Source organism: Eleftheria terrae (assembly GCF_030419005.1).
GTDB classification, from domain to species: Bacteria; Pseudomonadota; Gammaproteobacteria; order Burkholderiales; family Burkholderiaceae_C; genus Caldimonas; species Caldimonas terrae.
The window spans coordinates 983976-1009315 of record NZ_CP106951.1 but is presented as its reverse complement, the minus strand read 5'-3'; the positions used below and the strand labels follow the sequence as shown (position 1 = coordinate 1009315).

At 67.0% G+C, this 25340-nt stretch carries 27 protein-coding genes; 26 read left to right on the top strand and 1 reads right to left on the bottom strand.

The features are described 5' to 3' along the window. Positions 1 to 62: 62 nt before the first annotated feature. The 16 genes from rpsB to N7L95_RS04445 all read left to right on the top strand — a co-directional run bounded on the left by rpsB (position 63) and on the right by N7L95_RS04445 (position 14981). Positions 63 to 812, top strand: a complete 750-nt coding sequence (gene rpsB, locus N7L95_RS04520; protein WP_301258626.1) for a 30S ribosomal protein S2 — start codon at positions 63 to 65, stop codon at positions 810 to 812. 112 nt (positions 813 to 924) lie between these two features. Continuing rightward, positions 925 to 1803: a translation elongation factor Ts gene (tsf, locus tag N7L95_RS04515; RefSeq protein WP_301260067.1), complete on the top strand. Its 879-nt coding sequence runs from the start codon at positions 925 to 927 to the stop codon at positions 1801 to 1803. 63 nt (positions 1804 to 1866) lie between these two features. After that, positions 1867 to 2577 carry a UMP kinase gene (pyrH, locus tag N7L95_RS04510; RefSeq protein WP_301258625.1) on the top strand — a complete coding sequence of 237 codons (711 nt, stop codon included), beginning with the start codon at positions 1867 to 1869 and terminating at the stop codon, positions 2575 to 2577. A 14-nt stretch (positions 2578 to 2591) separates the two neighbouring features. Next, the gene (gene frr, locus N7L95_RS04505; RefSeq protein WP_301258624.1) at positions 2592 to 3152 is read left to right on the top strand and encodes a ribosome recycling factor; all 561 of its coding nucleotides are present in this window, start codon (positions 2592 to 2594) and stop codon (positions 3150 to 3152) included. A gap of 79 nt (positions 3153 to 3231) precedes the next feature. Continuing rightward, positions 3232 to 3924, top strand: a complete 693-nt coding sequence (gene uppS / locus N7L95_RS04500) for a polyprenyl diphosphate synthase (protein WP_301260066.1) — start codon at positions 3232 to 3234, stop codon at positions 3922 to 3924. Positions 3925 to 3927: 3 nt separating this feature from the next. Further along, positions 3928 to 4764: a phosphatidate cytidylyltransferase gene (locus tag N7L95_RS04495; RefSeq protein ID WP_301258623.1), complete on the top strand. Its 837-nt coding sequence runs from the start codon at positions 3928 to 3930 to the stop codon at positions 4762 to 4764. Then, positions 4761 to 5966 (top strand): 1-deoxy-D-xylulose-5-phosphate reductoisomerase, encoded by a 1206-nt coding sequence (gene ispC / locus N7L95_RS04490; RefSeq protein ID WP_301258622.1) that lies wholly within the window; start codon positions 4761 to 4763, stop codon positions 5964 to 5966. Before N7L95_RS04495 ends, ispC begins: the two co-directional genes overlap by 4 nt. Beyond that, on the top strand, positions 5963 to 7330 hold the full coding sequence (rseP, locus tag N7L95_RS04485) for an RIP metalloprotease RseP (RefSeq protein WP_301258621.1): 1368 nt from the start codon (positions 5963 to 5965) through the stop codon (positions 7328 to 7330). The genes ispC and rseP overlap by 4 nt, the downstream gene beginning before the upstream one ends. A 4-nt stretch (positions 7331 to 7334) precedes the next feature. After that, entirely contained in the window at positions 7335 to 9659 is a 2325-nt protein-coding gene (gene bamA / locus N7L95_RS04480; RefSeq protein ID WP_301258620.1) for an outer membrane protein assembly factor BamA, read from the top strand. Positions 9660 to 9682: 23 nt separating this feature from the next. Further along, positions 9683 to 10174: an OmpH/Skp family outer membrane protein gene (locus tag N7L95_RS04475; protein ID WP_435870087.1), complete on the top strand. Its 492-nt coding sequence runs from the start codon at positions 9683 to 9685 to the stop codon at positions 10172 to 10174. Between the two features lie 10 nt (positions 10175 to 10184). Further along, entirely contained in the window at positions 10185 to 11216 is a 1032-nt protein-coding gene (lpxD, locus tag N7L95_RS04470) for a UDP-3-O-(3-hydroxymyristoyl)glucosamine N-acyltransferase (protein ID WP_301258618.1), read from the top strand. Positions 11217 to 11218: 2 nt separating this feature from the next. Continuing rightward, complete coding sequence (fabZ, locus tag N7L95_RS04465; protein WP_435870086.1) at positions 11219 to 11659, top strand: 3-hydroxyacyl-ACP dehydratase FabZ; 441 nt, start codon at positions 11219 to 11221, stop codon at positions 11657 to 11659. Positions 11660 to 11670: 11 nt separating this feature from the next. Then, positions 11671 to 12459: an acyl-ACP--UDP-N-acetylglucosamine O-acyltransferase gene (gene lpxA / locus N7L95_RS04460; RefSeq protein ID WP_301258616.1), complete on the top strand. Its 789-nt coding sequence runs from the start codon at positions 11671 to 11673 to the stop codon at positions 12457 to 12459. 5 nt (positions 12460 to 12464) lie between these two features. After that, positions 12465 to 13607, top strand: coding sequence for a lipid-A-disaccharide synthase (gene lpxB, locus N7L95_RS04455; RefSeq protein ID WP_301258615.1), 1143 nt, complete (start codon positions 12465 to 12467; stop codon positions 13605 to 13607). Beyond that, the gene (gene rnhB, locus N7L95_RS04450; protein WP_301258614.1) at positions 13579 to 14205 is read left to right on the top strand and encodes a ribonuclease HII; all 627 of its coding nucleotides are present in this window, start codon (positions 13579 to 13581) and stop codon (positions 14203 to 14205) included. The genes lpxB and rnhB overlap by 29 nt, the downstream gene beginning before the upstream one ends. Then, a complete protein-coding gene (locus N7L95_RS04445) occupies positions 14205 to 14981 on the top strand; it encodes a TrmH family RNA methyltransferase (protein WP_301258613.1) in 777 nt (258 codons plus the stop codon). Before rnhB ends, N7L95_RS04445 begins: the two co-directional genes overlap by 1 nt. Positions 14982 to 15003: 22 nt before the next feature. Here the strand turns inward: N7L95_RS04445 and ppsR are convergent, their stop codons facing one another. Continuing rightward, a complete protein-coding gene (ppsR, locus tag N7L95_RS04440) occupies positions 15004 to 15825 on the bottom strand; it encodes a posphoenolpyruvate synthetase regulatory kinase/phosphorylase PpsR (protein ID WP_301258612.1) in 822 nt (273 codons plus the stop codon). A 225-nt stretch (positions 15826 to 16050) separates the two neighbouring features. Between ppsR and ppsA the strand changes: the two genes are divergently transcribed. The 10 genes from ppsA (at position 16051) to dnaB (ending at position 25337) form a co-directional block, all read left to right on the top strand. Beyond that, positions 16051 to 18447: a phosphoenolpyruvate synthase gene (gene ppsA, locus N7L95_RS04435; RefSeq protein ID WP_301258611.1), complete on the top strand. Its 2397-nt coding sequence runs from the start codon at positions 16051 to 16053 to the stop codon at positions 18445 to 18447. Positions 18448 to 18615: 168 nt separating this feature from the next. Continuing rightward, positions 18616 to 18912: a hypothetical protein gene (locus N7L95_RS04430; protein ID WP_301258610.1), complete on the top strand. Its 297-nt coding sequence runs from the start codon at positions 18616 to 18618 to the stop codon at positions 18910 to 18912. Beyond that, positions 18903 to 19496, top strand: a complete 594-nt coding sequence (locus tag N7L95_RS04425; protein ID WP_301258609.1) for a tetratricopeptide repeat protein — start codon at positions 18903 to 18905, stop codon at positions 19494 to 19496. The genes N7L95_RS04430 and N7L95_RS04425 overlap by 10 nt, the downstream gene beginning before the upstream one ends. A gap of 136 nt (positions 19497 to 19632) precedes the next feature. After that, entirely contained in the window at positions 19633 to 19890 is a 258-nt protein-coding gene (locus N7L95_RS04420; protein WP_301258608.1) for a DUF4212 domain-containing protein, read from the top strand. 2 nt (positions 19891 to 19892) lie between these two features. Further along, on the top strand, positions 19893 to 22016 hold the full coding sequence (locus N7L95_RS04415; RefSeq protein WP_301258607.1) for a sodium:solute symporter family protein: 2124 nt from the start codon (positions 19893 to 19895) through the stop codon (positions 22014 to 22016). A gap of 239 nt (positions 22017 to 22255) precedes the next feature. Continuing rightward, on the top strand, positions 22256 to 22618 hold the full coding sequence (gene rpsF / locus N7L95_RS04410) for a 30S ribosomal protein S6 (RefSeq protein WP_301258606.1): 363 nt from the start codon (positions 22256 to 22258) through the stop codon (positions 22616 to 22618). Between the two features lie 35 nt (positions 22619 to 22653). Beyond that, a complete protein-coding gene (gene priB / locus N7L95_RS04405) occupies positions 22654 to 22935 on the top strand; it encodes a primosomal replication protein N (protein ID WP_301258605.1) in 282 nt (93 codons plus the stop codon). 42 nt (positions 22936 to 22977) lie between these two features. Next, positions 22978 to 23262, top strand: coding sequence for a 30S ribosomal protein S18 (gene rpsR, locus N7L95_RS04400; RefSeq protein ID WP_301258604.1), 285 nt, complete (start codon positions 22978 to 22980; stop codon positions 23260 to 23262). Positions 23263 to 23274: 12 nt separating this feature from the next. After that, the gene (gene rplI, locus N7L95_RS04395; RefSeq protein WP_301258603.1) at positions 23275 to 23727 is read left to right on the top strand and encodes a 50S ribosomal protein L9; all 453 of its coding nucleotides are present in this window, start codon (positions 23275 to 23277) and stop codon (positions 23725 to 23727) included. Positions 23728 to 23906: 179 nt separating this feature from the next. Beyond that, positions 23907 to 25337 (top strand): replicative DNA helicase, encoded by a 1431-nt coding sequence (dnaB, locus tag N7L95_RS04390; RefSeq protein ID WP_301258602.1) that lies wholly within the window; start codon positions 23907 to 23909, stop codon positions 25335 to 25337. Positions 25338 to 25340 lie beyond the last annotated feature (3 nt).

Sequence of the window (25340 nt, the reverse complement as noted above, 5' to 3'; positions counted from 1 at the left end):
TGCAACAGGAAAGTCGCGTTGCAATGTGCGCCGGATTTTAGACCCAACCTTTGGAGCAAAACATGCCCGTGACGATGCGCGAAATGCTGGAAGCAGGTGTCCACTTTGGTCACCAGACCCGCTTCTGGAACCCCAAGATGGCCCCGTATATCTTCGGCCATCGCAACAAGATCCACATCATCAACCTCGAGAAGACGCTTCCGATGTTCGAGGAAGCGATGAAGTTCGTGCGCCAGCTGTCGGCCAAGCGCGGCACGATCCTGATGGTGGGTACCAAGCGCCAGGCGCGCGAGTTCGTTTCGGCCGAGGCGCAGCGTGCTGGCATGCCTTTCGTCGACCAGCGCTGGCTCGGCGGCATGCTGACCAACTTCAAGACGGTCAAGACCTCCCTGAAGAAGCTCAAGGACATGCAAGCCCAGGTCGAAGCCGGCCTGGAGTCGATGAACAAGAAGGAAGGCCTGCTGTTCCAGCGCGAGATTGCCAAGCTGGAAAAGGACATCGGCGGCATCCAGGACATGAACGCGCTGCCTGACGCGCTGTTCGTGATCGACGTGGGCTATCACAAGATCGCCGTGGCCGAAGCCAAGAAGCTCGGCATCCCGGTGATCGGCGTGGTCGACAGCAACCACTCGCCGGCCGAGATCGACTATGTCATCCCCGGCAACGACGACTCCTCCAAGGCCGTGGCGCTCTACGCGCGTGCCGTGGCTGACGCCGTGCTCGAAGGCAAGGCCAACGCCGTGAACGAAGTGGTGCAAGCCGCCGGTGCCGGTGGCGACGACGAGTTCGTGGAAGTCAACGAAGCCGCCTGAGCCCTCCCGAGGCGCTGAAACGGGGGCTGCTTCAGCCCCTTTTTTTCAGCAGCATCCGATTTCGATGCCGGGCGCCTGCCGCCCGGAGCATGCAAGAGAACTGGAGATAGTTATGCCCGCAATTACCGCTAGCCTCGTCGCCGAACTGCGCGCCAAGACCGATGCCCCGATGATGGAGTGCAAGAAGGCGCTGACGGAAGCCGACGGCGACCTGGACCGCGCTGAAGAGATCCTGCGCGTCAAGCTCGGCAACAAGGCCGGCAAGGCGGCCTCGCGCGTGACGGCCGAGGGCATCGTCGCCGCCTTCATCGAAGGCAACACCGGCGCGCTGCTCGAGCTGAACTGCGAAACCGACTTCGTCACCAAGAACGACGACTTCCTGGCTTTCGGCAAGGCACTGGCCGAAGTGGTCGCCAAGCAAGGCCCGGCCGATGTGGCAGCCCTGTCGGCGCTGGACCTGAACGGCACCACCGTCGAAGCCACCCGCACCGGCCTGATCGGCAAGATCGGCGAGAACATGACGATCCGCCGCTTCAAGCGCTTCGCCGGCGACAGCCAGCTGGTCAGCTACCTGCACGGCACCCGCATCGGCGTGGTGGTCGAGTTCACCGGCGACGAAGTGGCGGCCAAGGACGTGGCGATGCACATCGCTGCGATGAAGCCCGTCTCGCTGTCGGCCGACCAGGTGCCCGCCGAACTGATCGCCAAGGAGCGTTCGGTGGCCGAGCAAAAGGCTGCCGAATCCGGCAAGCCGGCCGACATCGTCGCCAAGATGGTCGAGGGCTCGGTGCAGAAGTTCCTGAAGGAAGTGTCGCTGTTCAACCAGCCCTTCGTGAAGAACGACAAGCAGACCGTCGAGCAGATGCTCAAGGCTGCCAACACCACGGTGAAGGGCTTCACGCTCTACGTCGTCGGCGAAGGCATCGAGAAGAAGCAGGACGACTTCGCTGCCGAGGTGGCCGCGCAAGTCGCTGCTGCCAAGGGCCAGTAAACCCTGTTGCCGCCATCCCCTACACTTCGCACCCAAACCCGCCGCACCCTCAGGAGGAACTGCATGCCGGCATATAAGCGCATCCTGCTCAAGCTTTCCGGTGAAGCCCTGATGGGCGACGATGCCTATGGCATCAACCGCGCCACCATCGTCCGCATGGTGCGCGAGATCCAGGAGGTGACGGCATTGGGCTGCGAAGTGGCGGTCGTGATCGGCGGCGGCAACATCTTCCGCGGCGTCGCGGGCGGCTCGGTCGGCATGGACCGGGCCACCGCCGACTACATGGGCATGCTGGCGACCGTGATGAACGCGCTGGCGCTGGCCGACACGATGCGCCAGGAAGGCATGGTGGCCCGCGTCATGTCGGCCATCGGCATCGAGCAGGTGGTCGAGCCCTATGTGCGTCCGAAGGCGCTGCAATACCTGGAAGAAGGCAAGGTGGTGATCTTCGCCGCCGGCACCGGCAACCCCTTCTTCACGACCGACACGGCAGCCGCGCTGCGCGGCGCCGAGATCGGTGCCGAGATCATGCTCAAGGCCACCAAGGTCGACGGTGTCTATACCGCCGACCCCAAGAAGGACCTGACGGCCACCCGCTACTCGAAGATCAGCTTCGACGAGGCGATCATCAAGAACCTGCAGGTGCTGGATGCCACGGCGTTCGCGCTGTGCCGCGACCAGAAGCTGCCCATCAAGGTGTTCAGCATCTTCAAGCCGGGTGCGCTCAAGCAGGTCGTGCTCGGTGAGGACGAGGGCACCCTGGTCCACGTTTGAGGAGTACGAAGCTCATGACCATCGCAGACATCAAGAAGACGGCCGAGCAGAAGATGCAGAAGTCGGTCGAGGCCTACAAGCACGAACTGACCAAGATCCGCACCGGCCGGGCGCACCCGGGCCTGCTCGACCAGGTCAACGTCGAGTACTACGGCTCCATGGTGCCGATCAGCCAGGTGGCCAACGTCACGCTGCTCGATGCCCGCACCATCAGCGTCCAGCCCTGGGAAAAGGGCATGGGTGCCAAGATCGAGAAGGCCATCCGCGAGTCTGACCTGGGCCTGAACCCGGCGTCGCAGGGCGACCTGATCCGCGTGCCGATGCCGCCGCTCACCGAAGAGCGCCGCCGCGACCTGACCAAGGTCGTGCGCCATGCCGGCGAGGACGCCAAGGTGGCCGTGCGCAACCTGCGCCGCGACGCCAACGAGCAGGCCAAGAAGCTGCTCAAGGACAAGCTGATCACCGAAGACGACGAGCGTCGCTCGCAGGACGAAGTGCAGAAGCTGACCGACCGCACCATCGCCGAGATCGACAAGCTGATCGCCGGCAAGGAAGCCGAGATCCTTGCGGTCTGACCCGGTGTCCTCCAGCGGCCCAGGCAGCTCCAACGTGTCATCCGATTCCAAAGCGGTGCCCCGCCACGTTGCCATCGTGATGGATGGCAACGGCCGCTGGGCCAACAAGCGGTTCATGCCGCGGGCCTTCGGCCATGAGCAGGGCGTCGATGCGCTGGTGCGCACCGTCAAGGCCTGCGTGGTGCGCGGCATCGACTACCTCACCGTGTTCGCCTTCTCCTCGGAGAACTGGCGTCGCCCGGCCGACGAGGTGTCCGGCCTGATGAGCCTGGTGCTGGTGGCAGTGGCCCGCCATGTGGAGCGCCTGGCGCAGGAGGGCGTGCGCATCCGCATCGTCGGTGACCGCTCGGCGGTGTCCGAGAAGGTGCGCGCCTCCTGGGACAAGGCCGAGGCCGCCACGCAGCACAACAGCAAGCTGGTGCTGTCGGTGGCGTTCAACTACGGTGGCCGCTGGGACATCGTGCAGGCCTGCCAGCGCGCGGTGGCTGACGGCCTGGGCGCCGCCGACATCACCGAGGCCGCCCTCAGCCGCTACATGGCGCTGAACTATGCGCCGGACCCCGATCTCTTCATCCGCACAGGCGGTGAGCTGCGCATCAGCAACTTCCTGCTGTGGCAGACCGCCTACTCGGAACTCTATTTCACCGACTGCCTGTGGCCGGAGTTCGGCGAGGCCGAACTCGATGCCGCCATCGCTGCCTTCGCGCGGCGTGAGCGCCGCTTCGGCGGCGTCGATGCGGCGCCGCCGGCCCTCGCAACTCAAGGAGCCTGACCCATGCTGAGGCAACGTGTCATCACGGCCCTGGTGCTGTTGGCGGTGCTGCTGCCGGCCTTGCTGACTCCGCAGGTCTGGCCGTTCGCATTGCTGAGCGTGGTGATGGTGGCTGCAGCCGGCTGGGAGTGGGGCCGGCTCAACCAGGCCGGCGCCGCCGGTTCGGTGGCGCTCGGCGCGCTGGTCGGTGGCCTGTGCGCGCTGACCTGGTGGCGCGAGCTGCCGCTGACAGGGCAACCCTGGCTGTGGTGGGCGGCCACCGCGGCCTGGGTGCTGGGCGGCGCCTTCGTGCTCAAAAGCGGCCCTTCGCGCTGGCCTGCGGTGCCCGCCGTGCTGCGGCTGGGCCTCGGTGTGCTGATGTTGTGGCTGACCTGGGTGGCGCTGACGCGCGCCAAGGAAGTCGGCGTGGCCTACCTGCTGTCGGTGTTCTGCCTGGTCTGGGCGGCCGACATCGCGGCCTATTTCGGCGGTCGCGCCTTCGGGCGGCGCAAGCTGGCGCCGGCCATCAGCCCCGGCAAGAGCTGGGAAGGCGTCTGGAGCGGCATGGCCGGCGTGCTGGTGCTTGCCGTGGCCTGGGTGACGCTGGACCGTTCCGCACCGCTCGGTTCGCCGAGCCTCTACACCGAGATGCAGGGCCGCTTCGGCTGGGCCGGCCTGGTGGTGGTCTGCCTGTTCCTGGCCGCCATGAGCGTGGTGGGTGACCTGTTCGAATCACTGGTCAAGCGCAGCGTCGGTGCCAAGGACAGCAGCCAGCTGCTGCCGGGCCATGGCGGCGTGCTGGACCGCATCGACGCCTTGCTGCCGGTCTTTCCCATTGCCCTGACCCTGAGCCTCTTGTGACACATTCCGACGCCGCTGCATTGCAGCAGGTCTGCATCCTGGGCTCGACCGGTTCGGTGGGCACCAGCACGTTGGACGTGATGGCACGGCATCCCGGCCTCTACCAGGTGTTCGCGCTGACGGCCCACAGCCGGGTCGATGAACTGCTGGCCCAGTGCCTGCAATGGCAACCGCGCTTCGCGGTGATGTCGGATGCTGACGCCGCGGCCCGCCTGCGGAGCCGGCTGCAGCAGGCTGGCAGCCGCACCGAGGTGCTGGCCGGCAGCTCGGCCCTGGCCGAGATCGCCGCGCATCCCGAGGTGGACACCGTGATGGGCGCCATCGTCGGTTCCGCCGGCCTGGCGCCGTGCCTGGCCGCCGCGCGCAGTGGCAAGCGCCTGTTGCTGGCCAACAAGGAGGCGCTGGTGGTGGGCGGCGCACTGTTCATGCGGGCGGTGCGTTCGGGCGGCGCGACGCTGCTGCCCATCGACAGCGAGCATTCGGCCATCTTCCAGTGCCTGCCCGAGGACGCCACCACCTGGCAGCAGCGCATCCAGCGCATCGTGCTGACCGCCTCCGGCGGGCCGTTCCGCCAGCGCGATCCCGGCACGCTCGGGGCGGTGACGCCGGCCGAGGCCTGCTCCCATCCCAACTGGGTGATGGGGCGCAAGATCTCGGTGGACTCCGCCACCATGATGAACAAGGCGCTCGAAGTCATCGAGGCCCGCTGGCTGTTTGACCTCGCGCCCGAGCAGATCGAGGTGGTGATCCATCCGCAGAGCATCATCCACTCGATGGTGGTCTGCCGCGACAACTCGGTGCTCGCCCAGCTCGGCACGCCGGACATGCGGGTGCCGATCGCCTATGGCCTGGCCTGGCCGCGGCGCATCGAGAGCGGGGCACAGGCGCTCGACTTCACGCAGCTCTCGGCGCTGACCTTCGAGGCGCCGGATGCGGCTCGCTTCCCGGGGCTGCAACTCGCCTGGGACACGCTGCGCGGCCCGCAAGGCAGCACCGCGGTGCTCAACGCGGCCAACGAGGAGGCCGTGGCGGCCTTCCTCGACGGGCGCATCGGCTTCGACCAGATCCATGCGGTCAACGCCGACACGCTGGCGGCCTTCGTGCTGCCAGCCGGCGCGACCGAGTCGCTCGACGGCCTGCTGGAGCTGGACGCGGCCGCACGTCGCTGCGCGCTCCAACGCATCGGGAGCCGGAGCCGATGAACCCGGTCCTCGGCTTCCTGGTGACACTGAGCATCGTGGTGCTCGTGCACGAGTGGGGCCACTACCGAATGGCAAAGGCCTGCGGCGTCAAGGTCCTGCGTTTCTCGCTGGGGTTCGGCAAGGTCCTGCTGCGCTACCAGCGCAGCCCCGACAGTACCGAGTTCGTCCTGTCCGCGCTGCCGCTGGGCGGCTATGTCCGCATGCTGGACCAGCGCAGCGGCGTGCCGGTGCCGCCGGCCGAAGCCCATCTTGCCCTGGAGCGGCAGCCGCTGCGCTCCCGCGCGCTGATCGTGGCGGCGGGGCCGATCGCCAACCTGGTGCTCGCCATGCTGCTGTATGCGGTGGCGGGCTGGGTCGGCACCGAGGAACCCAAGGCCGTGCTCGGCGCCCCGACCGCCGGCAGCCTGGCCGAGAAGGCCGGCCTGCGGGCAGGCGACTGGGTGCAGGCGGCCGATGACGGCGAGGGCGCGCGTGAGCTGCGCTCGTTCAGCGACCTGCGCTGGGCCATGATCGACGCGATGGTGGACCGGCGCGACCTCACGCTGGACGTGACCGACGCCCAGGGACACCATGCCCGTTCGGTGCGCCTGCCGCTGGCCGAGCTCGGCTCGGAGGACGTCGATGCCCAGTTGATGCAGAAGGTCGGCATCGGCGCGCCCTATGGCGAGCCGGTGATGGGCGAGATCGTGCCGGCCAGCCCGGCCGCGCAGGCCGGACTGCGCGAAGGCGACCGGGTGCTGGCGGTGGACGGTGAGCCGGTGCGCGACGCGGCGCGCCTGCGCGAACGCATCCGGGGTGCGGTGCAGGACGGCCAGCCGCGCGCGATGGACTGGCAGGTGGAGCGGGGCGGTGGCACCCTGCAGCTGCGGGTCCAGCCCAAGGTGGAGGAGGTCGACGGCCGGACCATTGGCCGCATTGGCGCCTTCGTGGGCCGGCCGCCCGAGATGGTGCAGGTGTCCTATGGCGTGCTCGATGGCATCGCGTATGGCGTGACACGTACGTGGGAAGTCTCGATGCTGAGCTTGCGCATGCTCGGCAAGATGCTGATCGGCCAGGCCTCGGTCAAGAACCTCAGCGGCCCGCTGAGCATTGCCGACTATGCCGGCCAGTCGTCCAGCCTCGGGCTGGCCTATTACCTGGGTTTCCTGGCAATGGTGAGCGTGAGCCTGGGTGTCGTGAACCTGCTGCCGCTCCCGGTCCTCGATGGGGGACACCTGATGTATTATCTTTTCGAAGGGGTGACAGGGCGGCCGATCTCCGATGTGTGGCTGGATCGGCTGCAGTTCGTGGGCCTGGCCATCATCGTCCTGATGACCTCCATCGCCCTCTACAACGACGTGGCCCGGCTCCTGGGTCAGCACTGACCTCATGCTGCTTTCCTCTCGCTCGCGCGCTCGCGCGTTTCACAGCTTCCGCCAACCGACGCTGATCGCTGCCGCGATCTTCGCGGCCCTTCAATCAGCTGCAGCCTGGGCGGTGGAGCCCTTCACGCTCAGCGACATCCGGGTCGAAGGCCTGCAGCGCACCGAGGCCGGCACCGTGTTCGGCTCGCTGCCGTTCCGCATCGGCGACACCTACAACGACGAGAAGGGGGCGGCCGCGCTGCGCTCGCTGTTCGGCACGGGTCTGTTCTCCGATGTTCGCATCGAGGTCGAGGGCAACGTGGTCGTGGTGGTGGTGCAGGAGCGCCCCATCATCTCCAACGTCGAGTTCGTCGGCACGAAGGAATTCGACAAGGACGTCCTGACCAAGGCGCTGCGCGACGTCGGCATCGCCGACGGCCGGCCCTTCGACAAGGCGCTCATCGACCGTGCCGAGCAGGAACTCAAGCGCCAGTACCTGGCCAAGAGCCTGTACGGTGCCGAGGTCATCACCACCATCACGCCGCAGGAACGCAACCGCGTCAACGTGACCTTCACGGTCACCGAAGGTGGTGTGGCCAAGATCAAGGACATCCGCATCGTCGGCAACAAGGCCTACTCCGAAGGCGAGCTGAAGGACCTGTTCTCGCTGACCACCGGCGGCTGGCTGACCTGGTACACCAAGAGCGACCGCTATTCGCGTGCCAAGCTCAATGCCGACCTGGAGTCGCTGCGCTCCTTCTACCTGAACCGCGGCTACCTGGAGTTTGCCGTCGAGTCCACCCAGGTGGCCATTTCGCCGGACAAGCAGGACATCACGATCACCATCAATGTCCGCGAGGGCCAGCCCTATGTCGTCACCGGCGTGCGGCTGGAAGGCGAGTACCTGGGCAAGGAAGAAGAGTTCAAGTCGCTGGTCACCATCGACCCCGGCAAGGCCTATCGGGCCGAGGACGTCGCCGAGACGGTGCGCAAGTTCACCGAGCGCTTCGGTGCCTTCGGCTATGCCTTCGCGCGGGTCGAGCCGCGCACCGACATCGACCGGGCCAACGGCCGTGTGGCCGTCGTGCTGCAGGCCGAGCCGCAGCGCCGGGTGTATGTGCGCCGGGTCAACGTGGCCGGCAACACCCGCACCCGCGACGAGGTGGTGCGCCGCGAGTTCCGGCAGTTCGAGTCGTCCTGGTACGACGGCGACAAGATCCGCATGTCGCGCGACCGGGTCGACCGCCTCGGCTACTTCAACGAGGTGAACATCGAGACCAACGAGGTGCCCGGCACGACCGACCAGGTCGACCTGACCCTCAACGTGGTCGAGAAGCCGACCGGCAACCTGATGCTGGGTGCCGGCTTCTCCAGCGCCGAGAAGCTCACGCTGACCGCCTCGATCAAGCAGGACAACATCTTCGGCTCGGGCAACTACCTGGGCGTGGAGTTCAACACCAGCCGCTACAACCGCACCTTCGTGGTCAGCACGGTCGACCCGTACTTCACGGTGGACGGCGTGTCGCGGGCGCTCGACTTCTACTACCGCACCACCCAGCCGCTGTCCAGCCAGGGCAGTGACTACAAGCTGGTGACGCCCGGTGCCTCCATCCGCTTCGGCGTGCCGTTCAGCGAGTACGACACGGTGTACTTCGGCGTCGGCGCCGAAAGCACCGAGATCCGCGGCGATTCGGATGCGATGCCGAACGAGTATCACGCCTACCGCAAAGCTTTCGGTGCCCGCAGCCTGGCAGTGCCCTTCACGCTGGGCTGGACCCGTGACGACCGCGACAGCGCACTGGTGCCGACCCGCGGCCGCTACCAGCGCATCAATGCCGAGCTCAGCCTGGTGGGCGACGCGCGCTACCTGCGCAGCAACTACCAGTTCCAGCAGTACATCCCGCTGGGCCGGGGCTTCACCTTTGCCTTCAACACCGAGTTGGGCTACGGCAAGGGCCTGCAGGGCCGGCCGTTCCCGATCTTCAAGAACTTCTACAGCGGTGGCCTGGGCACGGTGCGGGGCTTCGAGCAGGGCTCGCTGGGGCCGGTGGATGCCACCGGCGCCTACTACGGCGGCTCACGCCGCATCAACGTCAACACCGAGCTGTATGCGCCGTTCCCGGGCTCCGGGGCCGACCGCACGCTGCGGCTGTTCGCCTATGTCGACGCCGGCAACGTGTTCGACGAGCGGGACAAGGTCAAGCTGTCGGAGATGCGGGCCTCGGCCGGCATCGGCTTCAGCTGGGTCTCGCCGGTGGGCCCCCTGAAGCTCGCCTACGGGGTGCCTTTGCGCAAACAGCCAGGCGATAGAATCGAGCGACTGCAATTTCAGATTGGGACTGCGTTCTGATGAAGAAGAATCTTTTGAGGGCCATGCTGACTGCTGGCCTGCTGGCCATGGCAGTCCAGGGCGTGCAGGCGCAGGAGCTCAAGATCGGCTATGTGAACAGCGATCGCGTGCTGCGTGATGCCACGCCGGCCAAGGCGGCCCAGGCGCGCCTGGAGCAGGAGTTCTCGCGCCGCGAGAAAGAGCTGGCCGACATGGCCGCCAAGCTCAAGACCGCCGGCGACAAGCTGGAGAAGGAAGCCCCGACGCTGGCCGAGTCCGAGCGTTCGCGCCGCCAGCGCGAGCTGGTCGAGCAGGACCGCGACTTCCAGCGCCGCCGCCGCGAGTTCCAGGAAGACCTGAACTCGCGCAAGAACGAAGAGCTGTCGGCGGTGGTGGAACGCGCCAACCGCGTCATCAAGCAGATCTTCGAGCAGGAAAAGTACGACCTGATCCTGCAGGAAGCGGTGTTTGCCGGCCCCAAGGTCGACATCACCGAGAAGGTCATCAAGGCGCTCAACGCCAACGGTGGCAAGTGACGGCGGCGCCGTGACCGATGTTCGCCTGGGCGAAATCGCCGACCAGCTCGGCGGTGAACTGATCGGTCCGGCTGACCTCGCGATCACGCGCATCGGCCCGCTCGAGGGCGCCACGCCCTCGACACTCAGCTTCCTCTCCAACCCGAAGTACCAGTCCCAGCTGGCCGCCACCGCGGCCGGCTGCGTGATCGTTGCGCCGGCGTTCCGGGAGGCGGCGGCGGGCCGCGGTGCGGCGATCGTCACGCCCGATCCCTATCTCTACTTCGCACGCCTGACCCAGTGGTGGGCCCGGCGTGTGCGGCCGGCTGCGCCTGCGGGGGTGCACCCCAGCGCCTGCGTCTCGCCTTCGGCCCACATCGGCGAAGGCGTGCGTATCGAGGCCTTCGTCGTCATCGAGGACGGCGCGGTGATCGAAGACGGTGCCGTCATCGGTTCCCACAGCGTGGTGGGGCAGGGCGCCCGGGTCGGCGCCCAGACCCGGCTGGCGCCGCGAGTCAGCCTGCTGTATGGCTGCAGCATCGGCGCGCGCGGCATCCTGCATTCCGGCGTCGTGATCGGCGCCGACGGCTTCGGCTTCGCGCCGGACCAGGGGCAGTGGATCAAGATCGAACAGTTGGGGGCAGTGCGCATCGGTGACGATGTGGAGATCGGCGCCAACAGCTGCGTCGACCGTGGTGCGCTCGACGACACGGTGATCGAGGACGGCGTCAAGCTCGACAACCTGGTGCAGATCGCCCACAACGTGCACATCGGCGCGCACACCGCGATGGCGGGCTGCGTCGGGGTGGCGGGCAGCGCACGGATCGGCCGGCACTGTACGGTCGGCGGCGGCGCCGGCATCCTCGGGCACCTGACGCTGGCCGATCATGTGCATGTGTCGTCGATGTCGCTGGTGACCCGCTCGATCCTGCAGCCCGGCCTGTACAGCGGCGTCTTCCCCATCGATGACAATAAGTCGTGGGAGAAGAATGCGGCGACCCTGCGTCAGCTGCACGGCCTGCGGGAGCGCGTGCGCGCGCTGGAAAAGAAATTCACGCCATGACCATGGACATTCATCAGATTCTCAAGAAGCTCCCCCATCGCTACCCCATCCTGCTGGTGGACCGGGTGCTGGAAGTGGAGCCCGGCAAGCGGGTCAAGGCGCTCAAGAACGTCACGATCAACGAGCCGTTCTTCATGGGCCACTTCCCGAGCCGTCCGGTGATGCCCGGAGTGCTGATGCTCGAGGCACTGGCCCAGGCGTCGGCACTGCTGTCCTTCGCTGGCGACGGTGGCGACCTCGACCCTCGCGCGGTGTACTACTTCGTCGGCATCGACGGTGCCCGCTTCAAGCGGGTGGTGGAGCCGGGCGACCAGCTCATCCTGGAGGTCGAGCTCGACCGCGCCCGCGGCGGCATCTACAAGTTCAAGGCACGCGCCAGCGTGGACGGCGAGCTCGCGGTGGAGGCCGAGCTGATGTGCACCATGCGCATCATCGAGGACTGAAGGAGCGCGGCATGGCCACCATACATCCGTCGGCGATCGTCGACCCCCGGGCCGAGCTGGGCGAGAACGTCAGCATCGGCCCCTATGCCGTCATCGGCCCGCATGTGCGCATTGGCGAGGGCAGCAGCATCGGCGCCCATGCCGTGGTGGAAGGCCACACCACCATCGGGCGTGACAACCGCATCTTCCAGTTCGCCTCCATCGGCTCGGTGCCGCAGGACAAGAAGTACGCGGGTGAGCCGACCGAGCTGCGCATCGGCGACCGCAACACCATTCGCGAGTGCTGCACGCTCAACGTCGGCACCGTGCAGGACGGCGGCCTGACCTCGCTCGGCAACGACAACTGGATCATGGCCTATGTGCACATCGCGCACGACTGCCACCTGGCCAACCACATCACCATTGCCAACGGTACCCAGCTGGGCGGCCATGTGGTGATCGCCGACTGGGTGACGCTGGGCGGCATGACCGGCGTGCACCAGTTCGTGAAGATCGGCGCCCAGGCAATGACCGCGGTCGGCAGCGTGCTGCTGCAGGACCTGCCGCCTTACGTGATGGCCGACGGTGACACCGCCAAGGCGGTCGGGCTCAACACCGAGGGCCTCAAGCGGCGTGGCTTCACGCCCGAGCGGCTGGCGGTGGCCAAGAAGATGTACCGCTTGCTGTACCGCGACGGCCTGACCCTCGATGCGGCCCGCCAGGCCATCTCGGCCCTCGCGGCCGAGCATCCCGAGGCCGCCGGCGATGTCGCGATGATGGCCGATTTCCTGTCCGCCGCCACCCGCGGCATCGTGCGCTGACGCCGATGGGCGAAGCACCGCGTCTGGCCCTGGTGGCCGGCGAAGCCTCCGGTGACCTGCTGGCCGGCCTGATGATGGGCGGGTTGCGCGCGCGCTGGCCGCAGCTGCAGGCGCAAGGCATCGGCGGCCCCAGGATGGCGGCGCACGGCTTCGACGCCTGGTGGCCGCACGAGAAGCTGGCCGTGCGCGGCTATGCCGAGGTGCTGCGTCACTACCGCGAGATTTCGGGCATCCGCCGCGAGCTGGGCGACCGCCTGCTGCGCCAGCCGCCCGATGCCTTCATCGGTGTCGACGCGCCCGACTTCAACCTGGGGCTGGAGGAGCGGCTGCGCGGCGCCGGCATCAAGACGGTGCATTTCGTCTGCCCGTCGATCTGGGCCTGGCGCGGCAACCGGATCGAAAAGATCCGGCGTGCCGCCGACCATGTGCTGTGCGTCTTCCCCTTCGAGCCGGCTCTGCTGCAGCAGCACGGCATCTCGGCAAGCTATGTCGGCCATCCGCTGGCCGATGCCATCCCGCTCGACCTGCCGCGTGCCGAAGCGCGCGCCGCACTCGGCCTGGCGGCCGAGGACACGGTCGTGGCCCTGTTGCCCGGCAGTCGCCGCAGCGAGGTGCAGTACATCACGCCGGGCCTGGTCGCCGCCGCTGCCGAACTGCAGCGGCGCCGCCCCGGGCTGCGCTTCGTGCTGCCGCTGGTGCCGGGCCTGCGTGGCCTGGTGGAGCCGGTGCTTGCGCGGCATGCCGGGCAAGTGCAGGTCAGCCTGGTGGACGGCCGCTCGCACGAGGTGCTGGCGGCCTGCGACGTGACCCTGGTGGCCAGCGGCACCGCCACGCTGGAGGCCGCGCTGTTCAAGCGGCCGATGGTCATCACCTACACCATGCATTGGCTCAGCTGGCAGCTGATGAAGCGCATGGGCTACCTGCCGTGGGTGGGCCTGCCCAACATCCTCTGCGAGGACTGGGTCGTGCCCGAGCTGCTGCAGCACCATGCGACGCCGGCCGCACTGGCCGATGCGGCGCTGGCCTGGCTGGACGATCCGGCGCGCTGCCGCGCCGTCGAACAGCGTTTCCTGGAACTGCACCACCGCCTGCGCCGCAACACCGCGCAGGCCGCCACCGATGCGATCGCGCAAGTCCTCCATCGTTGAACAGCTGCCCCTGAGCTGGGATGTGCAAGGCCTGCTGGCCGGCGTCGACGAAGCCGGCCGCGGTCCGCTGGCCGGCCCGGTGGTGGCCGCCGCCGTCATCCTCGACGACACCCGCCCCATCGAGGGCCTGAACGATTCCAAGCAGCTCACCGAGCGGGTGCGCGAGCGCCTGTTCGACGAGATCCGCGCCAAGGCCCTGTGCTGCTCGATCGCCGAGGCCAGCGTGGAGGAGATCGACAGCCTCAACATCCTGCATGCGACGATGCTGGCGATGCGCCGGGCCGTCGAGGGCCTGCGGCTGCGGCCGGCCAAGGTGCTGGTGGACGGCAACCGCCTGCCGGTGCTCAAGGTCGCGGCCGAAGCCATCGTGCAGGGCGACGCGCGGGTGCCGGCCATCTCGGCCGCCTCGATCCTGGCCAAGGTGCATCGCGACCGGCTCTGCCTGGCTCTGCATGAACGCCACCCGCAGTACGGCTTCGCGGTGCACAAGGGCTATCCGACGCCGGATCACCTGGCCGCGCTGAAGGCGCATGGCGCCTGCGTTGTGCACCGGCGCAGCTTCGCCCCGGTGCGGGCGGTGCTGCCGGACGAGTGCTGATGCAGCCGCCGGTGCACATCACTTCGCGGGACAACCCGCTGCTGGTGCGGCTGCGCAAGCTCGCCCAGGACCCGACCGCCTACCGCAAGCTGGGCGAGGTCTGGATCGAGGGCGACCATCTCTGCAGCGCCTGTGCCGGCCGGGGCCTGGCGGTGCCGCAGGCCGTGCTGTCAGAGTCGGCCTGGGCACGGCCGGCGCTGCGCCAGCTGGCCGGCCACGCCGCGCGGGTCGCCGTGGTGCCCGACGCCTTGTTCAATGCCGCGAGCGGCCTCGAATCACCGGCCGGTTGCGGCTTCCTGCTGCCCTGGACGCCGCAGGTCGAGGTGCGCGCTGGCGTCGCCACGGTGGTGCTCGACCGCCTGCAGGACGCGGGCAATGTCGGCTCCATCCTGCGCAGCGCCGCGGCGCTCGGGGTGGGTCAGGTCGTCGCGCTGCGTGGCACGGCGGGTGTGTGGTCGCCCAAGGTGCTGCGCGCCGGCATGGGCGCGCATTTCGCGCTGCACATCGTCGAGGGTGCGGTTCCCGACGACCTGAGCCGGCTGCAACTGCCGCTGCTGGGCACCAGCTCGCACACCGAGGCCGAGCTGCATGCTACCCGGCTGCCGTCGCCCTGCGCCTGGGTGCTGGGCCACGAGGGGCAGGGCGTCGACGAGGCCCTGCTGGCGCGTTGCCAGCAGGTGGTGCGGATTCCGCAGCCGGGCGGCGAGGAGTCGCTGAACGTGGCGGCGGCTGCGGCGATCTGCCTCTATGAATCGCTGTGCCAGCGGCTGCGGTAGCCGCCGGCGCTCGCCAGGCAGGTCAGTAGATCAGCCGGTCGGGACGGATGTCGCGCAGGATGGTGGTGGCGATTTCCTCGATCGACTTGTGCGTGGACGACAGCCAGGAAATGCCCTCGCGCCGCATCAGTGACTCGGCCGCCGCCACTTCGTAGCGGCAGTTCTCCAGGCTGGCGTACTTGCTGCCGGGGCGGCGCTCGTGGCGGATCTCGGCCAGCCGGTCGGGCGCGATCGTGAGGCCGAAACACTTGCCCTTGTGCGGTGCCAGCGAGGCCGGCAGGCAGTCGCGTTCGAAATCCTCGGGGATCAGCGGGTAGTTGGCGGCCTTCACGCCGTGCTGCATCGCCAGGTAGAGCGAGGTCGGCGTCTTGCCGCTGCGGCTGACGCCGACCAGGATCACGTCGGCCTGCTCCAGGTTCTTGGCCGACTGGCCGTCATCGTGCGCCAGCGAGAAATTGATGGCCTCGATCCGATTGTGATATTCCTGGCTCTTGGCGATGTCCGAGAAGCGGCCCACCCGGTGGTTGGACTTCATGCCGAATTCCGCTTCCAGCGGCTCGACGAAGGTCATGAACATGTCGAGCACCAGGCCCTTGCAGCCCGACTTGACGATGGCCAGCACCTCCTCGTCCACCAGCGTGGTGAAGACGATGGGCTTGCGGCCTTCGGCATCGGCGGTGCGGTTGATCTTGTCGACCGCATGTTCGGCCTTCTCGACCGAGTCGATGAAGGGCATGCGCACATGCCGCGGCTGGATCGCGAACTGCTTCAGGATGGAATTGCCGAAGGTTTCGGCAGTGATGCCGGTTCCGTCAGAGACGAAGAATACGGTTCTGGTGGGCATGATTCAGATTGTTTAGCCTTTGTTCACAAGCGAAGGTTAAAGCCCCGTAGAATTCTGCGGAATACCTCTCGTCACTCACCCCATGCGTGCCGCACCACACCAAGCAGAATCCAGAAAGTGGGCTGGCTTGCGCGCGTCCGTCGGAGAGGCTGCGCCTGGCGCGCACTCCGCCACCCTGCGCGGGGTCTCGGGAGCACCGGTTTCTCAACATCACGGAGCTTTCCCATGTCATCCACCCCACTGGCGACCGCCCTGGTCGTTCCGTTTGAAAACCTGAGGATGACCGACGTCGAGTCGGTCGGCGGCAAGAACGCCTCCCTCGGCGAAATGATCAGCCAGCTGGCCGCCTCCGGAGTGCGGGTGCCAGGCGGTTTTGCGACCACCGCCCATGCCTTCCGCCAGTTCCTGGCGCATGAAGGCCTGGCCGACCGCATCAACGAGGCCCTGTCCCGGCTCGACACCGAAGACGTGCGCGCGCTGGCCGAGGCTGGCGCGAAGATCCGGCAATGGGTCATCGACACGCCGTTCCCGCCGGCGCTGGAAGACGCCATCCGCACCCAGTTCGTGCAGCTGACGCAGGACCATCCCGGCGCGTCTTTCGCTGTGCGCTCGTCCGCCACCGCCGAAGACCTGCCCGACGCATCCTTCGCCGGCCAGCAGGAGACCTTCCTGAACGTGGTGGGCATCGACGACGTGCTGCACAAGATGAAGGAGGTGTTCGCCTCCCTCTACAACGACCGCGCCATCAGCTACCGTGTGCACAAGGGCTTCGCCCATGACAACGTGGCCCTGTCGGCCGGCGTGCAGCGCATGGTGCGTTCCGACCTCGGCGCGGCCGGTGTGATGTTCACCATCGACACCGAGTCGGGCTTCAAGGACGTGGTCTTCATCACCTCCAGCTACGGGCTGGGCGAGACGGTGGTGCAGGGCGCAGTCAACCCTGACGAGTTCTATGTGCACAAGCCGGCGCTGAAGAACGGCAAGTCGCCCATCATCCGCCGCAACCTGGGCTCCAAGCTGATCAAGATGGAGTTCGCCACGCCCGAGGAGAAGGCGGCCGCCGGCAAGCTGGTGAAGACCGTCAACACCGCGCCCGAGCTGCGCAACCGCTATTCGCTCAGTGATGTCGACGTGGTCGAGCTGGCCCGCTACGCGCTGATCATCGAGCAGCACTACGGCCGCCCGATGGACATCGAATGGGGCAAGGACGGCGACGACGGCAAGCTCTATATCCTGCAGGCCCGCCCCGAGACGGTGAAGAGCCAGTCCGAAGGCAAGGCCGAGCAGCGCTACAAGCTCAAGGGCCACGGCACGGTGCTGGCCGAGGGCCGCGCCATCGGCCAGAAGATCGGCACCGGCCCGGTGCGGCTGGTGCATTCCATCGCCGAGATGGACCGGGTGCAGCCGGGCGACGTGCTGGTCACCGACATGACCGACCCCAACTGGGAGCCGGTGATGAAGCGCGCCAGCGCGATCGTCACCAACCGCGGAGGGCGCACCTGCCACGCCGCCATCATCGCGCGCGAGCTGGGCATCCCGGCGGTGGTCGGCTGTGGCGACGCCACCGAGGTGCTGAAGGACGGTGCCCTGGTGACCGTGGCCTGCTCCGAGGGCGACACCGGCTACATCTACGACGGCCTGCTGGAGACCGAGGTCACCGAGGTGCAGCGTGGCGAGATGCCGTACTGCCCGATCAAGATCATGATGAACGTCGGCAACCCGCAGCTGGCCTTCGACTTCGCCCAGATGCCGAACGCCGGTGTCGGCCTGGCCCGGCTTGAGTTCATCATCAACAACAACATCGGCGTGCACCCGAAGGCCATCCTCGACTATCCCAATGTCGATGCCGACCTGAAGAAGGCCGTCGAATCGGTCGCCCGCGGCCACGCCTCGCCGCGCGCGTTCTATGTCGACAAGCTGGCCGAAGGCGTCGCCACCATTGCCGCCGCCTTCTGGCCGAAGCCGGTGATCGTGCGGCTGTCGGACTTCAAGTCCAACGAGTACCGCAAGCTGATCGGCGGCTCCCGCTATGAGCCCGAGGAAGAAAACCCGATGCTGGGCTTCCGCGGTGCCTCGCGCTATGTCAGCGCCGAATTCGCTGAAGCCTTCGCCATGGAGTGCGAGGCGATCAAGCGGGTGCGCAACGAGATGGGCCTGGACAACGTCGAGATCATGGTCCCCTTCGTGCGCACGCTGGGGCAGGCGCGCCGTGTCACCGAGATGCTGGCCGAGCACGGCCTGCAGCGCGGCAAGGACAACCTGCGCATCATCATGATGTGCGAGGTGCCGAGCAACGCCATCCTCGCCGAGCAGTTCCTGGAGTACTTCGATGGCATGTCCATCGGCTCCAACGACCTGACCCAGCTGACGCTGGGCCTGGACCGCGACTCCGGCCTCGAGCTGCTGGCGAAGGACTTCGACGAACGCGACCCGGCAGTGAAAGCGATGATCTCGCGCGCCATCGCCGCCTGCCGTGCGGTGGGCAAGTACATCGGCATCTGCGGGCAGGGGCCCAGCGACCATCCCGACTTCGCCGAATGGTTGGCGGCAGAGGGCATCGTCTCGCTGTCTCTGAATCCAGACACTGTTGTTAACACCTGGCAACGTTTGGCTCAACGCTGACACTGACAGAACTTCCTGTTCTGCATGCAAGCGGCTCCCTTGGGAGCCGCTTGTCTTTTAGACTTCCCCGGTTGGTCCATTCAGGACTTGCTTTTGCTCCCCGGGTGCTGTCGATGTGTCGTCAGACACGCCCCATGGCCGCTCATCGTGAGTGAGGAAGGGTGTCTGATGCTCATGCTGGTGTCAGCGATCAAGCTGCTTGCCGAGATCGCCCTGCTGTCGTTGGCTGGCCGCTGGCTGCTGGGCTTGCTGGCCGGGCCCCGGCGCGACGGCAACCCGTTCTACCAGTTGCTCGACGTCCTGACCCGCCCCTTCCTGCAGGCCGCACGCCTGCTGACCCCGCGCCTGGTGGTGGACGCGCATGTGCCGCTGGTGGCTTTCCTGCTCCTTGCCTTCGTCTGGCTGGTGGCCACGCTGCTGAAGATCGATCTCTGTCTGCAGATCGGGGTGCAGGCGTGTCGCTGAGCCGCGAGCCGGCCGCGATTCGCGGCTTCACCTGGCGGCTGCTGAAGTGGCAGGCCCTGTTGCTGCTGTCGGTGGGCGCCACCCAAGCGGCGCGCCGCACCTTCGATCGCCTGCTGGCGCGCCATCCCGACGACCGCTTTGCCCTCGCCGGCCGCGCCCACCTGCTGGCCACCCACGGTGAGCCGGAGGCCGCGATGCGCGACTATGGCGAGCTGGTTCGCCTCCATCCTGAAGACAGCGCTGCGGCCTGGTTCAACCTGGCCTACCTGCTGGACGAAGCCGGCCGCTGCGAGGAGGCCGAAGCCGGCTTCCGCCGCGCCCTGGCGCTCGACCCACGGCTCGACCGCGCCTGGTATGGCCTGGGGCTGAGCCTGATCCGCATGCGACGGCTCGACGAAGCCGTGGACGCGCTGCGGCGCAACACCGAATTGCAGCCCATGAGCCCCTACGGCTGGTACCAGCTGGCACGGGTTCATGTCGATCGCGACGAACCGCAAGAAGCCACCCGGATCATCCGCCACCTCAAGGGCTTCGAGCCCCAGGTGGCCGCCCAGCTGGAGCGGGAGACCGGACTGGCGGCCTGACGGCCTTGCGCAGGCGGCCGCCTGGAGGGGCGGCCGCCTGCGCGTCGCGGCACGATCGCTTCCCGGCCGGGGGCGACGCGCTGCTCGGGGCCCCGAGCCTGAAGCCCGGGGTGTGTAGCTACGGGAGAGCACCATCATGCAACTGACACGCAGGCAAGAGGACTACTGGCGCAAGAACCTTCGCGTCACCGGCGGGCTGCTGGCCGTCTGGTTCCTCGTCACGTTTGTCGTCGGCTATTTCGCCCACGACCTGAGCTTCCGCTTCTTTGGCTGGCCCTTCAGCTTCTGGGTGGCGGCCCAGGGGGCGCTGATCGTCTATGTGCTCATCATCGGCTTCTATGCGCACTACATGAATCGGCTGGACCGCGAACACGGCGTGGCGGAGGAGGCCTGATCATGAGCAGCGTCATTTCCCCCGGACCGCGCCAGGCGTCGCGCAACGTGCAATCCAACGCGTATTTCCGCAAGCAGCTGAACAAGGTGTACGGCTGGTATACCGGCGGTTTCATCGCCTTCATCGTCGTGCTGGCCCTGCTGGAGCAGTTGGGCCTGCCGAGGAGCTGGATCGGCTTCATCTTTCTGCTGGCCACCGTGGCGCTCTATGCCGGCATCGGCATCATGAGCCGCACCACCGATGCCGCCGAATACTACGTGGCCGGGCGCCGCGTGCCGGCCGTCTACAACGGCATGGCCACCGGTGCCGACTGGATGTCGGCCGCCTCCTTCATCGGCATGGCGGGCACCCTCTACCTCACCGGCTATAGCGGGCTCGCCTTCATCATGGGCTGGACCGGCGGCTACTGCCTGGTGGCCTTGTTCCTGGCTCCCTACCTGCGCAAGTTCGGCCAGTTCACCATTCCCGACTTCCTCGGTGCGCGCTATGGCGGCAACATCGCACGCTTCATCGGCATCGTGGCCGCCATCCTCTGTTCCTTCACTTATGTGGTGGCGCAGATCTATGGCGTGGGCCTGATCACGTCGCGGCTGTCAGGGCTGGCTTTCGAGATCGGCATCTTCGTCGGGCTGGGCGGCATCCTGGTGTGTTCCTTCCTCGGCGGCATGCGTGCCGTCACCTGGACCCAGGTGGCGCAGTACATCATCCTGATCATTGCCTACCTGGTGCCGGTGGTGTGGCTGTCGGTCAAGCAGACCCAGGTGCCGGTGCCGCAAGCCATCTACGGCCTGCAGATGGAGAAGGTCAGCGCCAAGGAAAGGGAGCTGATGCAGGACCCGAAAGAGCTGGAGGTGATGGCGATCTTCAAGCAGCGTGCCGAAGCCGCCGACGCCAAGCTGAAGGACGTGCCCGCCGCAATGGCCGCAGACCGGGCCGAAGCCGAGCGCCGGCTGGAGCGGCTGCTGGCCACGCACGAGCCGCTCTCCGAAGTGCAGGCTGCCGAGAAGGCGCTGGCCGCGTTGCCGCATACCGAGGCAGAGGCACTGGCCGCGTACACGAAGGAAAAGGCCGCCGCCGAGGCCCGGGCCAAGCCGCTCGGCGGCATGCCGATGCACGGCCAGATCTATGCTGGCGACCCGAACGGCAGCGAGCAGGAGAGGGCGGCCTTCAACGATTCGCGCCGCAACTTCCTGGCCCTGGTGTTCTGCCTCATGGTCGGCACCGCCGCGCTGCCGCACATCCTGATGCGCTACTACACCACGCCCTCGGTGCGGGAGGCGCGAGAGTCGGTGACCTGGTCGCTGTTCTTCATCTTCCTGCTCTACTTCACCGCGCCGGCGCTCGCGGTGCTGGTGAAGTACGAGGTTTTCACGATGGTGGTGGGCACCTCGTTCGACCAGCTGCCAAACTGGGTCTCGCAATGGGCCAAGGTGGATCCGACACTCCTGAGCGTCTCGGACGTCAACAAGGACGGCCTGCTGCAGCTGGGCGAGCTGCGCATCGGTGGCGACATCGTGGTGCTGGCCACGCCGGAGATCGGCGGGCTGCCCTATGTGATCTCCGGCATGGTGGCCGCCGGCGGGCTGGCGGCGGCCCTGTCGACCGCCGACGGCCTGCTGCTGACGATCGCCAACGCGCTGTCGCATGACCTGTACTACAAGATGATCGACCCGAACGCGCCAACGTCGCGTCGCGTGATGATCTCCAAGGTCCTGCTGCTGGTGGTGGCGCTGTGCGCGGCCTACATGGCGGCCCAGAAGCCGGCCGACATCCTGTTCCTGGTCTCGGCCGCCTTCTCGTTCGCCGCTGCCGCCTTCTTCCCGGCCCTGGTGCTGGGCATCTTCTGGAAGCGCGCCTCCAGCGCCGGCGCGGTGCTGGGCATGTTGTCCGGCCTGGCGGTCACCATCTACTACATGGTGCAGAACCAGCCCTGGCTGCGACAGGTCTTCGGCATCGACTCGCCGGTGAGCCTGTGGTTCGGCATCCAGCCCATCTCGGCCGCCGTGTTCGGGGTGCCGGTTGGCTTTGCGGTCATCATCGTCGTGAGCCTGCTGACGCGCGCGCCCAGCCGCTCGGTGCAGGAATTCGTCGAGCACGTGCGCTACCCGAACCTGCGCGCCGTGTGAGCGCTGTGCACGGCTGCTTCGCTCCTGAAGCAGCCGCCTGCCAAGCCGGTCACGTCCGTGTGAAGGAGCCGCCGCCTGCCGGCGGCTTTTTGTTCACAAGTGCGCTATACTGTTCGGCTTTCCTTGCTGCACCCGGCATCGGGGTTGCGTGTGGCGCTGTCGCGCCGGACGCCTTCGATATGACGCCCCGGGGCGGCTTCGTGGCCGGCAGGAGTGCCGGCGAACCCAAAAGGAGTGTCATGCGTCACTACGAAATCATTCTGCTGATCCATCCGGATCAAAGCGAGCAGGTCAACGCGATGGTCGAGCGCTACAAGGGCGTCGTGACCGCCGCCGGTGGCAAGATCCACCGTGTGGAAGACTGGGGCCGCCGCCAGCTGGCCTACATGATCCAGAAGCTCGCGAAAGCCCACTACATCTGCATCAACATCGAGTGCAGCAAGGAAGCGCTGGAAGAGCTGGAAACCGGCTTCCGCTTCAACGATGCCGTGCTGCGCCACCTGACGGTGCAGAAGAGCAAGGCCGAGACCACTCCGTCCGTGATGATGAAGATGGTCGAGAAGGAAGAAGCGCGCAAGTCGCAGCAAGAAGCCACCGCTTGAGCCGTGCCGGCTCGTCGCGCGGTTGACCCCTCTGCATGAACCGGGTGGTTCTCAGTGCAGTGGTGGTCGAGCGAGGAGCGATGCGCTACACGCCCGCCGGACTGCCGGCCCTCGACCTGCGCCTGGCGCACGAGTCGACGGTGACGGAAGCCGGTCATCCCCGCAAGCTGGGCCTCGAGCTCAAGGCGGTGGTGATAGGGCCCCTGGCGCAGAGCATCGGCCGGCTGGAACTGGGCAGTGCCCATGAGTTCGGCGGCTTCCTGGCTTCGCAGCGCAACGGCCGTGGTGTTGTCCTGCACATCACCGAGCTGCTCTAGTTCGTTTTGAATTCGGATTGATAGATTTAGAAGGAGGTCATCATGCCCCCACCCCGTGGTAAGTTTTCGAAGGACCGCAAAGGCAAGCGCAACCAGCAATCGCTGCTGTTCAAGCGCAAGCGCTTCTGCCGCTTCACCGTCGCCGGCGTCGAAGAGATCGACTACAAGGATGTCGACACGCTGCGTGACTTCATCGGCGAAAACGGCAAGATCATTCCGGCTCGCCTGACCGGCACCCGTGCGATCTACCAACGCCAGCTGTCCACCGCCATCAAGCGTGCCCGCTTCCTGGCCATGCTGCCGTACAGCGACCAGCACAAGGTCTAAGGAGCACCCGACATGCAAGTGATCCTGCTGGAAAAAGTGGCCAACCTCGGCAACCTGGGCGACATCGTCAAGGTCAAGGACGGCTACGCCCGCAACTTCCTGATCCCGACCCGTGCCGCACGCCGTGCGACCGAAGCCGCGATCAAGGAATTCGAAGCCAAGCGCGCCGAACTTGAAAAAGTGGCCGGCGAAAAGCTGAGCGCTGCGCAAGCCCAAGGCGAGAAGCTGGGCGGCAAGACCGTCCAGGTCGCACAGAAGGCCGGCGTCGACGGCCGCCTGTTCGGCTCGGTGACCAACGCCGACATCGCTGAAAGCCTGAAGAAGCAAGGCTTCGAGGTGGCCAAGTCGCAAGTGCGCCTGCCCACCGGTCCGCTGAAGAACGTCGGCGAGCACACCGTGTCGGTGGCGCTGCATACCGATGTCGTGGTCGACATCACCGTGGCGGTGGTTGCTGCGCAGGACTGATTCTCTTCAGTCCCGGCGCCTCAACGCTGCCATGCAAAAGGCCGGTCCCCTGGACCGGCCTTTTCCTTTTTTATCCTCAGTTCATCCCCAGGCGCTGCACTCGTTTTCCACAGCGTTGTCCACCGGTCCGTGCTGCCTGCACTGGTTCAGGCAGAGGCACGGTCCTATCATTGCCGCCTATGTCCGCATTACTCTCCAGCTCCGACTTCGGCCGTCCGCAAGGGCCAGCGCAGGACGATGAAGTTGCCAAGCTCCGCATCCCGCCGCATTCGGTCGAGGCCGAGCAAAGCGTGCTGGGCGGCTTGCTGATCGACAACGGCGCCTGGGATCGTGCCGGCGACATGCTCAGCGAGGCCGACTTCTACCGCTTCGAGCACCGCCTGATCTACAGCGCCATCGCCGGCCTGATGAATGCCAGCAAGCCGGCCGACGTGATCACCGTCTACGAGCAGCTGCAAAGCCTCGGCAAGGCCGAGGAGTGCGGCGGGCTGGTGTACCTGAACGCGCTGGCGCAGAGCGTGCCGAGCGCGGCCAACCTGGGCCGCTATGCCGAGATCGTTCGGGAGCGCTCGGTGTTGCGCAAGCTGGTCTCGGCCAGCGACGAGATCGCCACGGCCGCGTTCAACCCGCAAGGCCGGCCGGTGTCGGCGATCCTCGATGAGGCCGAGGGCAAGATCTTCCGCATCGGTGAGGAGGGCTCGCGCTCGAAGCAGGGCTTCCACTCGATGGACCAGCTGGTGGTGGACCTGCTCGACCGGGTGCAGGAGCTGGCCGAGAACGGCGCCGAGGACGTCACCGGCGTGCGCACCGGCTTTGTCGACCTGGACCGCATGACGGCTGGCCTGCAGCCGGGCGACCTGATCATCCTGGCGGCCCGACCCTCGATGGGCAAGACCGCATTCGCGCTCAACATCGGTGAGCATGTGGCGGTGGCCGAGGGGCTGCCGGTGGTGGTGTTCTCGATGGAAATGGGCGCCGCCCAGCTCGCGCTGCGGGTGGTCGGCTCGCTGGGGCGCATCGATCAATCGCACCTGCGGACCGGCTCGCTGCGTGACGACGAATGGTCGCGCCTGTCCGAGGCGGTCGAGAAGCTGCGCAATGCCAATATCTTCATCGACGAGACGCCCGGCCTGAGCCCGACCGAGCTGCGCGCACGCGCCCGCCGGCAGGCGCGCCAGTGCGGGCAGCTGGGACTCATCATCATCGACTACCTGCAGCTGATGAGTGGCAATGGCGGCGGCAGCGAGGAGAACCGCGCCACCGTCATCGGCGAGATCTCGCGGGGCCTGAAGGCGCTGGCCAAGGAACTGCGCTGCCCGGTGATCGCCCTGTCGCAGCTCAACCGCAGCGTGGAGACCCGCACCGACAAGCGCCCCATGATGAGCGACTTGCGCGAGTCGGGCGCCATCGAGCAGGACGCGGACGTGATCATGTTCATCTACCGCGACGAGTACTACACCAAGGAAGCCTGCAAGGAGCCGGGCGTCTCCGAGATCATCATCGGCAAGCAGCGGAACGGCCCGGTGGGCACGGTGAAGCTGGCCTTCCTGAAGCCGCTGACGAAGTTCGAGAACCTGGCGCCGGGCTATACCGGGCCGGACGACTACTGACCT